This window comes from Amycolatopsis sp. NPDC051106, assembly GCF_040682775.1.
In the GTDB taxonomy this organism is placed as follows: Bacteria; Actinomycetota; Actinomycetes; order Mycobacteriales; family Pseudonocardiaceae; genus Amycolatopsis.
Genome location: NZ_JBFBBQ010000056.1, coordinates 1 through 14,355, shown reverse-complemented (window position 1 = coordinate 14,355; position 14,355 = coordinate 1). Strand labels below are relative to the sequence as shown.

The 14,355-nt window shown below is 71.3% G+C and carries 15 protein-coding genes and 1 pseudogene; 15 read left to right on the top strand and 1 reads right to left on the bottom strand.

From position 1 onward, the window contains the following. Positions 1-64: 64 nt before the first annotated feature. From AB0M83_RS32730 to AB0M83_RS32675, 12 genes and pseudogenes are all read left to right on the top strand, one after another. A complete protein-coding gene (locus AB0M83_RS32730; RefSeq protein ID WP_364522845.1) occupies positions 65-775 on the top strand; it encodes a ribonuclease domain-containing protein in 711 nt (236 codons plus the stop codon). Between the two features lie 66 nt (positions 776-841). Further along, the gene (locus AB0M83_RS32725) at positions 842-1,345 is read left to right on the top strand and encodes a SigE family RNA polymerase sigma factor (RefSeq protein ID WP_364522843.1); all 504 of its coding nucleotides are present in this window, start codon (positions 842-844) and stop codon (positions 1,343-1,345) included. After that, positions 1,342-2,025: a hypothetical protein gene (locus tag AB0M83_RS32720; RefSeq protein ID WP_364522841.1), complete on the top strand. Its 684-nt coding sequence runs from the start codon at positions 1,342-1,344 to the stop codon at positions 2,023-2,025. The genes AB0M83_RS32725 and AB0M83_RS32720 overlap by 4 nt, the downstream gene beginning before the upstream one ends. 112 nt (positions 2,026-2,137) lie before the next feature. Continuing rightward, complete coding sequence (locus AB0M83_RS32715) at positions 2,138-2,866, top strand: DivIVA domain-containing protein (protein ID WP_329050620.1); 729 nt, start codon at positions 2,138-2,140, stop codon at positions 2,864-2,866. Between the two features lie 513 nt (positions 2,867-3,379). After that, entirely contained in the window at positions 3,380-3,982 is a 603-nt protein-coding gene (locus tag AB0M83_RS32710; RefSeq protein ID WP_364522839.1) for a YceD family protein, read from the top strand. Between the two features lie 70 nt (positions 3,983-4,052). Next, positions 4,053-4,235, top strand: a complete 183-nt coding sequence (rpmF, locus tag AB0M83_RS32705; RefSeq protein WP_013223689.1) for a 50S ribosomal protein L32 — start codon at positions 4,053-4,055, stop codon at positions 4,233-4,235. Between the two features lie 13 nt (positions 4,236-4,248). Further along, positions 4,249-4,998, top strand: coding sequence for a ribonuclease III (gene rnc, locus AB0M83_RS32700; RefSeq protein WP_364522837.1), 750 nt, complete (start codon positions 4,249-4,251; stop codon positions 4,996-4,998). Between the two features lie 90 nt (positions 4,999-5,088). Further along, entirely contained in the window at positions 5,089-6,444 is a 1,356-nt protein-coding gene (locus AB0M83_RS32695) for a polysaccharide lyase 6 family protein (protein WP_364522835.1), read from the top strand. Between the two features lie 44 nt (positions 6,445-6,488). Beyond that, positions 6,489-7,346: a bifunctional DNA-formamidopyrimidine glycosylase/DNA-(apurinic or apyrimidinic site) lyase gene (gene mutM / locus AB0M83_RS32690; RefSeq protein ID WP_364522833.1), complete on the top strand. Its 858-nt coding sequence runs from the start codon at positions 6,489-6,491 to the stop codon at positions 7,344-7,346. A 58-nt stretch (positions 7,347-7,404) separates the two neighbouring features. Continuing rightward, entirely contained in the window at positions 7,405-7,839 is a 435-nt protein-coding gene (locus AB0M83_RS32685) for an XRE family transcriptional regulator (RefSeq protein WP_364522830.1), read from the top strand. A 701-nt stretch (positions 7,840-8,540) separates the two neighbouring features. Further along, a pseudogene (locus AB0M83_RS32680) lies at positions 8,541-9,073 on the top strand (hypothetical protein). Continuing rightward, on the top strand, positions 9,070-10,254 hold the full coding sequence (locus AB0M83_RS32675; RefSeq protein ID WP_364522828.1) for an MAB_1171c family putative transporter: 1,185 nt from the start codon (positions 9,070-9,072) through the stop codon (positions 10,252-10,254). The pseudogene AB0M83_RS32680 and the gene AB0M83_RS32675 overlap by 4 nt, the downstream one beginning before the upstream one ends. A gap of 218 nt (positions 10,255-10,472) precedes the next feature. Here the strand turns inward: AB0M83_RS32675 and AB0M83_RS32670 are convergent, their stop codons facing one another. Beyond that, positions 10,473-11,375, bottom strand: coding sequence for an SMP-30/gluconolactonase/LRE family protein (locus tag AB0M83_RS32670; protein ID WP_364522826.1), 903 nt, complete (start codon positions 11,373-11,375; stop codon positions 10,473-10,475). A gap of 118 nt (positions 11,376-11,493) precedes the next feature. On the opposite strand from AB0M83_RS32670, the gene AB0M83_RS32665 reads away from it, so the two are divergent. The 3 genes from AB0M83_RS32665 (at position 11,494) to AB0M83_RS32655 (ending at position 14,202) form a co-directional block, all read left to right on the top strand. After that, positions 11,494-11,817 carry a PadR family transcriptional regulator gene (locus tag AB0M83_RS32665; protein WP_364522824.1) on the top strand — a complete coding sequence of 108 codons (324 nt, stop codon included), beginning with the start codon at positions 11,494-11,496 and terminating at the stop codon, positions 11,815-11,817. Beyond that, positions 11,814-13,061 (top strand): hypothetical protein, encoded by a 1,248-nt coding sequence (locus tag AB0M83_RS32660; protein WP_364522821.1) that lies wholly within the window; start codon positions 11,814-11,816, stop codon positions 13,059-13,061. Before AB0M83_RS32665 ends, AB0M83_RS32660 begins: the two co-directional genes overlap by 4 nt. 235 nt (positions 13,062-13,296) lie before the next feature. Then, positions 13,297-14,202: an alpha/beta fold hydrolase gene (locus tag AB0M83_RS32655; RefSeq protein WP_364522916.1), complete on the top strand. Its 906-nt coding sequence runs from the start codon at positions 13,297-13,299 to the stop codon at positions 14,200-14,202. The last annotated feature ends 153 nt before the right edge of the window (positions 14,203-14,355 follow it).

The window sequence follows — 14,355 nt, the reverse complement described above, 5'->3', positions numbered from 1 at the left end:
CGCGCACGGCCGGAGTTCACCTCCGCGTCTTCTGACGACCATCCGATCGGGTTACGGTCCGAAAATGACCAACTACCGATCACGCCTGGTCGCGGTCCTGTTCGCGCTCCTGGCCACGCTGTCCATGGGGGTCACCGCCGCCGAAGCGGTGACAGCTTCACCGGCTTCACCGGCCGTCGCCGCCCAGAACGCGTGCGGGAACCTCTCCGGGTTCTCCCACACGACGCTCCCGGCCCTGCCCGCCGAGGCGACGACGACGTACAACCTGATCCAGAAGGGCGGCCCGTTCCCGTACCCGCAGAACGACGGCGTCGTCTTCGACAACCGGGAAGGCATCCTCCCGTCCTGCGCGTCGGGCTACTACCACGAGTACACGGTGCCGACGCCCGGCTCGAGCAACCGCGGCACGCGCCGCATCGTGACCGGCTCCGGCGGCGAGTACTTCTACACCGGCGACCACTACGCCACCTTCAAGGTCATCGACATCAGCGGCGGCGGCACGACGCACGCCTGCGGCGACCTGTCCGGCCTCACGAAGATCGGCTACTCCCAGCTTTCCGCGGCGGCCCGCACGGTGGTCGACAACGTCCGCGGCGGAGCCTCCAGCAGCACGACCTACGAGAACCGCGAAGGCGTGCTCCCGGCCTGCGCGTCCGGCTACTACAAGCTCTTCAGCGTCGGCACTAACGACCGCGTGATCTCCGGCAAGGCGGGCGAGCTGGCCTACACGCCCGACCACTACGTCACCTTCAAGCGGATCGACCTGAATTCCTGACCCGCGTGCAACGCGCCGCGCCTCCCCGTCCGTGAGGTACACCGGAACCAGGACGAGGGAGGCGCGATGCGCGCTGAGGACGACGCGGACTTCCGGGAGTTCGCCCGGGCCCGGGCACTGGCACTGAGACGCACGGCGTACCTGCTCTGCGGCGACTGGCACCTGGCCGAGGACCTGGTCCAGAACGCCCTGGTCAAGCTGTACCGGGTCTGGCCGAAGATCACCCGCCGCGGGCCGGTCGACAACTACGCCCGGCAGGTCCTCCTGCGCTGCTGGCTCGATGAGCGGCGACGGCCGTGGCGGCACCGCGAACGCCGTGACGGCGTCGTGCCCGAGCAGCCCTCTTCCGCGCCCGAAACCGGCATCTCCGCGCCGCTCCTGCGCGCCCTCGCCGAAGTCCCGCCGAAGCAGCGCGCCGCCGTGGTGCTCCGCTACTGCGCCGACCTCCCGGCCGCGGACGTCGCGGAAGTGCTGCGCTGCTCGGAAGGAACGGTCCGGAGCCAGGCCGCGCGCGGGCTCGAGACCCTCCGCGGCGTCCTCGAACACAGCACGGAAAGGAGCACGTGGTGACCGACCTCCAGGCCCGCCTGCGGGACGTCGACCTTGACGAGCCACCCCTCGGTTTCGACCCGGACGCGGTCGCCGACCGGGCGAGTGCGCGGTCGCGTACGCGTGCCGCCGGGATCGCGGTCACGGTCGTCGCGTGCGCTGCCGTCGCGGCCGCGTTCGTCATCGGCCCGGGGCCCGCTCCCGTGTCCCCGGCCCACGGCCCCGTGCCGCCGTCGCTCGCCGAGCAGTCCCGGCTCCGTCTGGCACTCGCCGATGCGGTCACGCGGGCGCTGCCGGGCGTCCACGACCTGACCTTGGGCCGCTCGCCGGCCGACAGCATCGGACCGGACCGGATGAGCGTGACGGCCGAATTCGTCGACGCGAGCGGGCGGCCCGGCAACTTCCAGCTGACCGTGCGCGGGACGGGAGCCGCGCACGAGGTCGTCCCGGCCGGCCGGCTCTGCACCGCGCCGGGCTCGGAGTCGCGCTGCGTCCGGCTCCCGCAGCCCGGCGGCGGCGTCCTGGTGCTGTCCGAACTCGTCTACCGGGACGGAAACGGCGCTCCCGTGCGCGACGGTGTCACCGGGTTCCTGTACCGCCCCGACGGCTCGACGGTGATCGTGACCGGCGGCCTCGGCTACCCCCTGACCGACGAGCAGCTCACGAAGGTGATCACCGATCCGGCCTTCGTGGTGCCCTAGGGACGCCGGCGCCGGGCGTGGTCCCGGGGGACACGCCCGGCGCCGGTGGCGTTCACCGGTTCCGCGGGGAGAACGGGCAGACTGGTCCCAGCGACAGGGGATTGGAGTTGCCGTGTACCGGGTTTTCGAGGCGCTCGACGAGCTCGTCACCATCGTCGAGGAGGCGCGCGGCGTCCCGATGACGTCCAGCTGCGTGGTGCCCCGCGGCGACGTCCTCGAGCTCCTCGACGACGTCCGCGACGCACTGCCGGCGGAGGTCGACGACGCGCAGGACGTGCTGGACAAGCGCGACGACCTGATCCACGCCGCCCGCAAGGAGGCGGGGGAGACGGTCGCCGGCGCGAACGCCGAAGCCGAGCGCGCGATCGCCGACGCGACGGACGAGGCCGAGCGCATCCTGGCCGACGCGCGCGCCCGCGCCGAGCAGATGCTCGCCGACGCGCACGACCAGGCCGACCGCACGGTCGCGGCGGGCCAGGCGGAGTACCAGAACCTCACCGACCGGTCCCGCGCCGAGTCCGAGCGCATGATCCAGGCCGGCCGCGACGCCTACGACCGAGCGATCGAGGACGGCCGCGCTGAGCAGGGCCGCTTGGTGGCGCAGACCGAGGTGGTCCAGGCGGCGCACGCGGAGTCGGCTCGCATCGTCGACGAAGCCCACGCCGAAGCCGACCGCCAGCGCGCGGACTGCGACGCGTACGTGGACGGCAAGCTGGCGGAGTTCTCGGAGCTGCTGGCGACGACGCTGCGGACGGTCGATTCGGGCCGCAACCACCTGCGTTCCCCGGCGAACCTGCCGAGCTCAGGCGGGCGCCCGACGCTGTACGACTACCAGGTGTGACGAGGATCTCGACCCCGCTGTCCTGACCGCCGGGGGCGAGTTTTCGCGACACCGAACCCGGCGAAGCCCGGGTCGGTGTCGCCGCCGCCTGGGCAGGTGGCCGCCTCGACCACCGCAGCCGGATTCAAGACGTTTGCCCGGGACATCACACCCGTCGACCCCCGCCGGGCCGGGCGACTTTGCCGGAACCCGCGAGGGGAGGGCGGGGAGGGTGGCCGGTGGTGCGGGCGGCCGCGAATGGCCAGCTCAAAGGGGTCGCGCCCTCCAGATGGCTACTCCGATGCCGTGAATGACCCATTCATGTCGTCCGGCGAGGTGAATGAGTCATTCACGGCACCTCGCCGCGCCAGGCTCGCCGTGCGCTCCACCGAACGTCGGCCCGTTCACGGCGCCTCGCCGCGCCGGACCGCCGCCGCACACCCGAGCCCCCGCAGCACACCGCTCCCGCGTCCCGCCCGACCTGCGCGGGTGCCAGCGCAAAAGGCGTGGCGACCGGTGCGTACCCTGGTCTGGATGTCCGAGAACAAGACCCCCCAGCTCGACGACCGCAGCCCCTGGGTGATCGACACCCGTGAGCTCGGCCGTCACGCCGGCCTCAGCCGCGCGATCACGCGCAGCGTGCCGGTGGAGACGCCGCTCGGCGTCCCCGATGTCATCACCATCGACGCCGGCTCCGAGCTCAAGCTCGACCTGCTGCTCGAGTCCGTCGTGGAGGGCGTCCTGGTCAGCGGCACCGCCACGGCGACCGCGAAGGGCACTTGCGCGCGCTGCCTCGACCCGCTGACCGAGGAGATCGAGGTCGAGGTCCAGGAGCTGTTCGCCTACCCGGGCTCGGCCACCGAGGAGACCACCGACGAGGACGAGATCCCCCGGCTGATCGACGACCGCATCGACCTCGAGCCCATCGTGCGCGACGCCATCGTGCTCGCGCTGCCGCTGGCGCCGCTGTGCACCGAAGACTGCGCCGGGCTCTGCATCGAGTGCGGCGTCAAGTGGGCCGATCTCGAGCCCGGACACGGGCATGAGAAGATAGATCCTCGGTGGGCCGCACTGGTCGAGCGCTTCGACGAGAATGCGGGCGAGAAGCCTGCGCCGGGTCCCGCTGAGCAAGCCTGACGAGCGACCCAGCTCGTTGCGGAGGAAGTTCGCTCGCACCGCGAGCAGACCGTCATAAGGAGATCTACTCGTGGCCGTCCCGAAGCGGAAGATGTCGCGATCCAACACGCGCTCCCGCCGCAGCCAGTGGAAGGCGGCTCCGGTGCAGCTGGTGCCCTGCTCCAACCGCGCCTGCAAGCAGCCGAAGCTCCAGCACATCGCGTGCCCGTCGTGCGGCCAGCACAACGGTCGCCAGGTCGTCGAGCCCGCCTGATCGGGTAGCCGACATGGGGGGCAAGACGCCCGGGGGACCACCCGCCGATCCGGCGCCGTTGCTCGAAGCGCTCGGGGTCACACTCGACCCCGAGCGGCTGCGGCTGTCGCTGACCCACCGTTCGTACGCGTACGAAAACGGGGGCCTGCCGCCGAACGAGCGGCTGGAGTTCCTCGGTGACGCCGTGCTCGGCCTGGTCGTCACCGATCACCTGTACAACACGCATCCCGACCTGCCCGAGGGTCAGCTCGCGAAGCTTCGCGCCAGCGTCGTCAACATGCACGCACTGGCGCGGGTCGCGCGCGGGCTCGGCGAGGGCGGGCTCGGGGCGCACCTGCTGCTGGGCAAGGGCGAAGAGCTCACCGGCGGCCGGGACAAGGCGAGCATCCTCGCCGACGGCCTGGAAGCGGTCATCGGTGCCGTCTACCTCGAGCACGGCATCGAGATCGCGCGCAAGCTCGTGCACCACCTCTTCGACGGCCTGCTCGCCGAGGCTCCGCTGCGCGGCGCCGGGCTGGACTGGAAGACGAGCCTGCAGGAGCTGACCGCGTCGGCCGGCCTCGGCGTGCCCGAGTACAAGGTCGAGGACACCGGGCCGGACCACCGCAAGGAGTTCACGGCCACCGTCCTCGTCGCCGGCCGCCCGCTGGGCAACGGCACCGGGTCGACGAAGAAGGAAGCGGAGCAGAAGGCCGCCGAGACGGCCTGGCGCTCGCTGTCGGCCGAGCTCGAAGCCGAGAAGAAGGACGACACGGAGTCCTGATCACCGGGAACCTCCGTTGACGTTTCCGCCTGCCGCTCAGTAGCGTGATGATCATCCGCCGCGCTCGTACTCACTGAGAGGTTCCGGCGGATGCGTCTGTTCTTCGTTCCCCTGATCGTGGCGGCGCTCGTCGTCGTGCCCGGCCCGTCCGCGTCGGCGGCGCAGGTCCGCGTCACCTCGCTGCCGGCGCTGCAGTCCGCGCTCGACAAGGCGAACCCCGGCGACACGATCGTCTTGGCCGACGGCTCGTACTCGGCGGGCTCGACGCTCTCGATCAAGCGGTCCGGCACCACTTCCGCGCCCGTGACCGTCGCCGCCGAACACACCGGCAAGGCCACGATCACCGGCTCGAAGACGTTCGCCTTCGCGAGCGGCGTCTCGAACGTGGTCCTGCGGGGCTTCAAGTTCCGGGGCGGCGCGTCCCTGAGCGTCCCCGCCGGCGCGTCGCACAACCGCTTGACGCGCAACGACTTCCAGCTCACCGGCGACGGGAACTGGGTGACGGTCAGCGGCGACGACACCGTCGTCGACCGCAACGTCTTCCAGAACCGCACCAGCCAGGGCGTGTTCCTGCAGATCCTCGGGCCGTCCGGGGCCATGGCGAAGCGCGTCCACGTGCACCACAACTACTTCTTCAACCACCAGTTCGCGGGGTCCAACGGCGGCGAGTCGATCCGGCTCGGGCTGAGCGATCGCCAGTCCTACTCCGCGAACGCGCTGATCGAGAACAACCTCTTCGAGAAGGCCGACGGCGACAGCGAGGCGATCTCGGTCAAGTCGTCCGACAACGTGGTCCGGTACAACACGATCCGGGACAGCAAGGGGTACATCGTGCTGCGCCACGGCAACCGCAGCGTCGTCGAGGGCAACCTGCTGTTCGGGTCGGGCATCCGGTTCCACGGCAACGACCACAAGATCGTCGACAATCACGTCGCGAACTCCGGTGACCGCGCGATCGTGTTCGGCTCCGGCGACGAAGCCGACAGCGGGCCGTCGAGCAAGCTCCATGATCGACCCGATCGGGTGACGGTCGCCTACAACACGGTGCTGGGTTCGAAGAGCGTCATCGACGGCGACGGCGGCGACTTCAAGCCGAAGGACTGCGTGGTCGCGGACAACATCGTGCGGGGGACGTCCGGCACGTTGGTGACGCTGCCCAGCGGGTCGACGGTGAAGTACGAAGGCAACATCACCTTCGGCGGCTCGGCGGGGATCCCTTCTCGGCCGGTGGACCCGAAGCTGGTCAAGGACGCTGCCGGGTTGTACCGGCTGTCGCCGGGGAGCCCGGCGATCGACGCGGGCGCGGGGTCGTACCCGTTCGCCGCGAAGGACTTCGACCTGCAGGCCCGGGCGGGTGCCTTCGACGTCGGCGCGGACGAGTACTTCGCTTCGGGAGCGACGCGGGTTCCGCTGACGAAAGCCGACGTCGGACCGGCCGCACCCTAGGTGCCTTTTCAGAAAGTGTCGTACCCGCCGGGCACAATGAACGCATGCCCGAACTCCCCGAGGTCGAAGTCGTCCGCCTGGGCCTCCAGACGCACGTCGCGGGCCGGACCATCCGCGAGGCGGAGGTCCTGCACCCGCGCGCCATCCGCCGGCACGCGCTCGGCGCGCAGGACTTCGAGAAGCGGCTGGCCGGCACCCGCGTCGAGGCGGCGCGGCGCCGTGGCAAGTACCTGTGGCTGGAGCTGTCCGACAAGGAGGCGCTGCTGGCTCACCTCGGGATGAGCGGGCAGATGCTCGTCCAGCCCGAGGGCGCGCCGGACGAGAAGCACCTCCGGGTACGGCTGCGCTTCGACGACGACGGGCCGGAGCTGCGCTTCGTCGACCAGCGGACGTTCGGCGGCCTGGCGCTCGACGACCTCAACGAGGTGCTGCTCCCGGACACGATCGCGCACATCGCCCGCGACCCGATGGACCCGGCGTTCGACCTCGACGCGGCGGTGCGCGCGCTGCGGTCGCGGCGCACCGAGGTCAAGCGGGCGCTGCTGGACCAGACGCTGGTGTCGGGCATCGGCAACATCTACGCGGACGAAGCGCTGTGGCGCGCGCGCCTGCACGGGTCCCGCCCGACGGAGAAACTGACGCCGGCGAAGGGTCGCGAGCTGTTGTCGGCGGCGTCGGACGTGATGAACGCGGCGCTGGGCGCGGGCGGCACTTCGTTCGATGCGCTGTACGTGAACATCAACGGGCAGTCGGGGTACTTCGACCGGTCGCTGGACGCGTACGGCCGGGAGGGGCTGCCGTGCCACCGGTGTGGCACGGCGATCCGGCGGGAGCCGTTCATGAACCGGTCGTCGTTCTCCTGTCCCCGCTGCCAGCCGCGGCCGAGGGCGAACTCGCGTTGATAAATGGTGTTCAGCTTTCAGCTAGGATGAATGTGCCTGGTAGCTGAGGGAGTGCATCGTGGTCAAGGAGCCCGGCAAGTCGACACTGGCCGACAAGATCGACCGGCTGTTCCACGTGGTCCGCAGGCCCGATCGGGAGCCGTACAGCAACGAAGAGGTCGCGAAGGCCTGCCGCGAGGCAACAGGCGAGAGCTTCTCGACGACGTACCTGTGGCAGCTGCGCACGGGCCGCCGCGACAACCCGACGAAGCGCCACCTCGAAGCACTGGCCCAGTTCTTCGGAGTGCCCCCGGCATACTTCTTCGACGACGAGCAGAGCACGAAGATCGCGGAGGAGCTGGCTTTGCTGGGAGCCCTGCGCGACGCGGGGGTCCGGGACCTGGCACTGCGAGCGGTGACGTTGTCGGCCGACGGGCTGGACACGATCAGCGACATGGTCGACGCGATCGCCCGAAGGGAGGCCGGTCGCAGCGGACCGAAGAGAGAGGGCTGAGGTGACGCCACCAGCGAATGCGGCACGCGAGCCGACTTCCGCTCCGGACGACGGGCGGGGCACCGGCCCGAGCTGCCGACCGGGCGACGCCCTCGGCTGTCGGCCGGGTGTCGCCTCGAATCGCCGGCTTGGCGCCGCGCCGGGTTGCTGGCCGGGTGTTGATCGCCGGGACCGGTCGGATCCTGCCTCGAATCGCCGGCTTGGCGCCGCGCCGGGTTGCTGGTCGGTTGTTGATCGCCGGGACCGGCCGGATCCTGCCTCGAATCGCCGGCCTGGCACCGGCCCGAGCTGCCGACCGGGCGTTGGTCACCGTGACCGGTCGGGTGTTGCCGTGAATCGCTGGCCTGGTGTCGCGCCGGGTTGCTGGGCGGTTGTTGATCGCCGCGGCCGGTCGGGTGTTGCCTTGAAGCGCCGGCCTGGCACCGCATCGAGCTGCCGATCGGGCGTTGCCCTCGGCTGCCGACCGGGTACCGCACTGCCCGCGGTGCCAGGCGTTCCGTCGCCCCGCCGGCCGAGCGCTCCTGCCGGCCGCCGGCCGTTCGCCCCCATCACCATGGCCCGCCCGGAATTCGCGCGGCCGATCTTGCTTCCCTCGCGTATCCCCGCCGCCGTCGTCGCGTTGAACCGGCCGGAGCCGTGGGGTCGCGGCGTGAGGGAGGGCTGACGTGGCGCGTACATCTCGGCGCCGGCGGGCGGGGCGCGTGCTGTGGAAGCGGGCCCGGGAAGTCGCCGATGCCGTCACCCTTCCCGAGCCCTTCGATGCCGAAGCCTTCGTCGCGAGCCTGGCCACCGAGCGGGGGCGCCCCATCGAGCTCATGCCCGTCAACGCTCCCGAAGGCGCTCCTGCGGGCTGCTCATGAGCACCGACCGCGCCGACTACATCCTCTACCCGACCACCACCACCGCTCTGCACCGGCAGCACATCCTGCTCCACGAGGTCGGCCACCTGCTCTGCGGCCACACCGGCCCGGCCGGCGGCGCGGACGGTGTCGCGCTCGACGCCGCCGCCGGGCGGCAGCTCATGCCCAGCCTCTCGCCCGAGCTGGTCCGGCGCGTGCTCGGCCGCACCACCTACACCGAGGTTGAAGAGCGCGAAGCCGAGCTCGTCGCGAGCCTGCTCGCCCAGCGCGTCGTCCGGCCCGGGGAGCCGCGCGAGCTCGCGCCCGACGTCCCGGACGGCGTGCGGCGCTTCGACTCCCTCTTCGGCGGCCGGGACCGCCGCCGGACGCCGTGATCGAGACCCTGGCCTACCACCTGTGCCTGGTCGGGTTCGCCGGGTTCGGGTACAAGCTCGTCGAGGCGCGCCGCAGCCAGCCGGTGCGCACCATGTGGTTCCTCGCCGGCTTCGGGATCTGCATCGCCACCGGCATCGGCGTGCTGACCCCCGCGATGGCGGCCCTCGCCGGCCCGGGACCGGTGGCCGAGTGGGTCCTCAGCCTGGCCGGCGACGAGCTGAAGCTCGGCGCGATCGGCTTCGCCGTGGCGTTCACGCAGTCGGTGTGGCGCGGCGAAGGCGCTCGGCTCGCCCCGCACGCGCTGTTCACCGTCGCGACGATGGTGCTGCTCGCGGCGTGCTTCACGCTGTCGGAACCGCGGCGCGTCGGCGACGACACGGTCTTTCCGGACGCCGGCCTGCCCTTCGCCGTGGCCGACAAGCTCATCTTCCTGGTCTACAGCCTGATCAGCCTCGGCCTCCTGATCGCGGTGTTCGCGCGCAGCGCGTGGCACGCGGAGCCGGGTCCGCTGCGCACCGGGCTGTGGCTGCTGGTGGTCGGTGTGGGCGCGGCGTTCGCGTGGACGTTCTGGGACATCGACGACGTCCGCCGGCTCGCCGAGACCGCCCGGATCGGTGCCCGCGAAGACCTGCCGTCGTCGGTGCTCGCCGCGGCGACGATCGGTTTCGTGACGGCCGGCGCGACGCTCAGCGCGTGGTCGCCGGCGGTGTCGTCGGTGATCGGTCGGGTGCGGGCGTACCGGGCGTACCGCCGCATCGAGCCACTGTGGACGGCGTTGCGCGCGGCGGTGCCGGGCATCGCGCTGGACCCGGGCCGCGAGCTGACGGGAGGCGCCGAGTTCGCGCTGTACCGCAGGGTGATCGAGATCCGCGACGGTCACCTGGCGCTCCGAGCCCACTTCGACCCGGACCTCCCGGCCCGAGCGGAGACGGCGGCCCGCCGGGCGGGAGTCCCGGAAGCGGAGCTGGCCCCGACGGTGGAGGCGGTGACCCTGGCCGCGGCGATCGAAGCGGGTCGCGAGGGAAGACGCTTCGATCCGGGACGGGCCGAGCCCGGCCACCTCGCGGAGGCGGAGGCGGACGCCGACGTGGTGGCGGAAGCGGCATGGCTGGTCCGGGTGAGCCGCGCCTGGCAGCGCGGCGCGGTGGTGGAACGGGTCAAGGAGGGCGCGCTCCGCTGAGCGCCCCAATGCGGCGTTGGGTGCGTGGGACGCACCGAACGCCGCATTGGGTGCGTCCCACGCACCCAATGCCACATTGGGGCGCTGGCACGGGTTCGCGAGCAGGGCATGGGCCGCGCGCGGCGGTGGTCGAGCGGGCGGAGCCGGCCGGGCGGAGTCGAGCGGGCGGAGCCGGCCGGGAAGAGCCGACCGGGGAGAACCGGTCGGCGAGGTCCCGCTCAGCGTGGGTAGCGAGCCCCGTTGACCGTCACCCTCAGCGTGTACAGCGAACTCGAAGCCGTGATGAACAGCTCGTTCCCCCTCGCGCCTCCGAACGTGAAGTTCGAACAGATCTCCGGCATCCGCAGCTTGCCGATCCGGGTCCCGTCGGCCGCGAAGCAGTGCAGGCCGTCGTGCGCCGCTGCCCAGATCTGGCCTTCGCTGTCCACGCGGACTCCGTCGAACGCGCCGTTGTCGCACGTCGCGAAGATCGATCCGCCGGTCAGCGCGCCCTCCCGGCCCACCTCGAACACCCGGATGTGGCTGGGTTTCTGCCGGGTGTCCGCTATGTACAGCAGCGACTCGTCGGCCGAGAACGCCAGCCCGTTCGGCCGGGAGAAGTCGTCCGCGACGATCCGTACTTCACCCGAAGGTGCCACGCGGTATACGTGACAAGCCCCGATCTCGCTCTCCGCCCGAAATCCCTCGTAGTCGCTGTCGATGCCGTAACTCGGGTCGGTGAACCAGATTGACCCGTCCGAGTGCTCGACGACGTCGTTCGGGCTGTTGAAGCGCTTTCCCTCGAACTCGGACGCCAGCACGGTGATCGTCCCGTCGTGCTCGGTGCGCGTCACCCGGCGGCGGCCCTGCTCGCAGCTGATCAGCCGTCCGTGGCGGTCGACAGTGTGCCCGTTCGAGTAGTGCGACGGCTGCCGGAACACACCGACCTGGCCCGTCGTCTCGTCCCAGCGCAGCGTGCGGTCGTTCGGGATGTCGCTGAACACCAGGTAGCGCCCGGCCGGGAAGTACGCCGGCCCTTCGGTCCAGCGGCAGCCGGTGTGCAGGCGCTGCATCCACTCGTCGCCGTTGACGCGGGCGAAGCGCTCGTCCAGCACCTCGAAGTCCGTCTTCACCAAATCCATCTGTCACCCCTAATGAGATTCTGCGACCAGCATGGCCCGGCGCGCCCGGATAGCCCTCCGCCGTGCGCACTACTGTGCAATGCGTGGTACCTTTCCAAGCGTAAGACTGGAGGGTGCAGTGGAGATCAGTCAGCTGCTCAAAGGGGTGCTCGATCTGGCCGTGCTCGCGGTGCTCCGCGAGGAAGACGGCTACGGGTACGACGTCCTGCGAAGACTCAGGAGCGCGGGCCTGAACGAGGTGGGGGACGCGTCGGTGTACGGGACGTTGCGCAGGCTCTACAAGGCCGGCCTGCTCACCTCGTACGTGGTGCCCAGCGAAGAGGGCCCGCACCGCAAGTACTACAGCTTGAACGAGCCGGGCCGGCTCCGCCTGGCGGAGTCGGGCAAGACCTGGCAGAGCTTCGCGTCGACGATGAACGGGCTTTTGGGAGAGGCAGCATGAGCGACAAGCCGACCGCCGTGCGGGTGTATCTGGCGCGGGTCCGCACCGCGCTCGCCGACCTGCCCGCGAGCGAGATCGAAGAGATCCTCGAAGACGTCCGCCCGCACCTGGCGGAGCTGGAGGCCGAGCTGGGGGAGGGCGCCCGCGTCGAGGCCCTGATCGAACGGCTCGGCACGCCCGAGAGCTACGCCGCCGAGCTGCGCGCGTCCGGCGGGTACCCGCCGCCTTCCGAAGGGGCGACGCAGGTCCTCGCCACGACCAAGAACCCGAGCCTCGCGAAGCCGCGGATCGCCTTCTGGGGCTTGGTGCTCTGCGCGCTGGCGCTCGCGCTGTTCGCGTTCGCCGCCGCCGTCCAGGTCAATCCCGACGGGCTGCTGGGCGCGCTCCTGTTCCTGCCGGTGTTCCTCATCAGCCTCTTCCTGCTGCTGAAGGGCGGGATCGAGCCGGTCCTGGCGCTGCCCGAGGTCGGCTGGCTGCGGCAGACGCTGAACAAGGGGCGTCAGCAGGAAGACTCCGGGAAAGCGCTGAACTACCTCGCTTCCCTCAAACCGGCGTGGTGGATCGTCTGCGCCGTCGTGCTGGTCGCCTTCGGGCTGCTGCTCATGCTGCGCTCGCGCGGCGCCGTGCTGCTGCTGCCGTTCCTGTTCGTCGCGGGCGGCGCGGCCGTCTGGGCGGGCCCGCGGGTGGGGCGCGACCGGCGGCTGCTGTGGGTGGCCGTGCCGATCTCGGCGTTCGTCATCGGCGGCATCCTGGGCGGGTTCGGCGCCGCGGTCGACCTGATCTCGAACCGGAACTCCTACTCGAGCTCGCCGTCGTACTACCAGTCTCCGTCCGACCGGTACGGCAACGACCAGCTGAGCTACGGCAACCGGGAGATCGAGAACGTCTACGCGTTCGACGCCGAGGGCAAGCCGCTGACGGAGGTCTACCTCTACGACGAAGAGGGCCGGCCGATCACGCTGACCCGCTACGGCTGCGAGCGCTCGAGCGGGACCAAGGAGAAGATCGGTGAGGACAACCGGTTCCCGCGGCCGAAGATCGAGCAGGGCGTCACCGACGACCAGGGCAACTACAACGGCTACAACGGGTACCGCTCGTCCTGCCGCGAGGAGGCGGGAGTGCCGTTCAGCGCGGCGATCCCGAAGGTGACGGCCCCGCCGGCCACGACGACGCCATCCGCGCCCGCGACGCCGTCCGCGCCTGCTACGACCACGCCGCCGGCGACGCCGACGCCGACCAGGTAGAAGCCACCAGGAGCGGAGGTCGGGGCCGCTCCTGACGCGACGAAGGCCGCCTCCGGAAATCGATCCGGGGGCGGCCTTCGATCTTTCCGCCAGCGCGTTCACCCGATCCCAACGTCCGCGAAACGTCCCGCGAACGCGGGCGTGCTGAGCTGGGTGTGTGCCACTCACCGAGATCGGGGCGGACACGTTCGCCCCGCGCACACGGGTCGTCCACGGGTACGAGCGCGCCTACCGGATGGCCGGGCGCGGGCCCGCCCTGCTGTTCCTGCACGGCATCGGCGACGACTCGGCGACGTGGCTGGAACTGCTCGCCTCGCTCTCGGCCGACCACACCGTGATCGCGCCCGACCTGCTCGGCCACGGCGCCTCGGCCAAGCCCCGCGCGGACTACTCCGTCGCGGCTTACGCGTGCGGCATGCGCGACCTGCTGACGACGCTCGACGTCGACCGGGTCACCGTGGTCGGGCACTCGCTCGGCGGCGGCGTCGCGATGCAGTTCGCCTACCAGTTCCCGGAACGCTGCGAACGGCTCGTCCTGGTCGGTTCCGGCGGCGTCGGGGCGAGCGTGCACCCGCTGCTGCGGCTGGCCGCCGCGCCGGGCGCGGGGCTGGTGCTGCCGCTGCTCGGCACGCGGCCGGCGCTGACGGCGCTGCGCGGGCTCGCCGAGCTGCTGCGGGTGTCCGAAGGGCTGGGGCTGGGCCCGGATCTCGACTACGTGCTGACGCGGTACGTCCGGCTGCTCGAGCCGAGCACGCGCTCGGCGTTCCTGCGCACGCTGCGTTCGGTGGTCGACTGGCGCGGGCAGGTGGTCAACATGCTGGACCGCTGCTACCTGACCGAGGGGATCCCGACGCTGCTGGTGTGGGGGACGGACGACCGGGTCGTGCCGAGCGGCCACGCGCGGCGCGCGCACCGGGCGATGCCGGGCAGCAGGCTGGTGCTGTTCGAGGGGGCGGGGCACTTCCCGCACCGGTCCGCCCCGAAGCGGTTCCTGGAGATCCTGCGGGAATTCTTGGCCGACACGCCGCCGGCACAGTATGACCGCGGCCGCTGGGGCGACTTGCTGCGCGCGGGCCGGCGGGCGGATTCGCCGGACCCGGCCGAGATCCCCGACGCGCCGACGGTCTCCTCCGGGACCTGAGCAGCCCCCGTTTTCCACGCTACCGGCGGGCACCGACAGTTCCGGCGCCGTCCGCGCGGGTTGTCCACAGTGCCGGGCCAGCGCCCCAATGTGGCCTTCGGTGCGTTCAACGCACCCAAGGCGGCCTTCGGTGCGTTTAACGCAACCAAGGCC

Bases quoted from the DNA above. Each gene is read 5' to 3' on its own strand.
- mutM (WP_364522833.1), top strand. From the start codon at position 6,489: ATGCCCGAACTCCCCGAGGTCGAAGTCGTCCGCCTGGGCCTCCAGACG.
- AB0M83_RS32710 (WP_364522839.1), top strand. From the start codon at position 3,380: ATGTCCGAGAACAAGACCCCCCAGCTCGACGACCGCAGCCCCTGGGTG.
- AB0M83_RS32655 (WP_364522916.1), top strand. From the start codon at position 13,297: ATGGCCGGGCGCGGGCCCGCCCTGCTGTTCCTGCACGGCATCGGCGAC.
- AB0M83_RS32670 (WP_364522826.1), bottom strand. From the start codon at position 11,375: ATGGATTTGGTGAAGACGGACTTCGAGGTGCTGGACGAGCGCTTCGCC.
- AB0M83_RS32660 (WP_364522821.1), top strand. From the start codon at position 11,814: ATGAGCGACAAGCCGACCGCCGTGCGGGTGTATCTGGCGCGGGTCCGC.
- rnc (WP_364522837.1), top strand. From the start codon at position 4,249: ATGGGGGGCAAGACGCCCGGGGGACCACCCGCCGATCCGGCGCCGTTG.
- AB0M83_RS32730 (WP_364522845.1), top strand. From the start codon at position 65: ATGACCAACTACCGATCACGCCTGGTCGCGGTCCTGTTCGCGCTCCTG.
- AB0M83_RS32695 (WP_364522835.1), top strand. From the start codon at position 5,089: ATGCGTCTGTTCTTCGTTCCCCTGATCGTGGCGGCGCTCGTCGTCGTG.
- AB0M83_RS32725 (WP_364522843.1), top strand. From the start codon at position 842: ATGCGCGCTGAGGACGACGCGGACTTCCGGGAGTTCGCCCGGGCCCGG.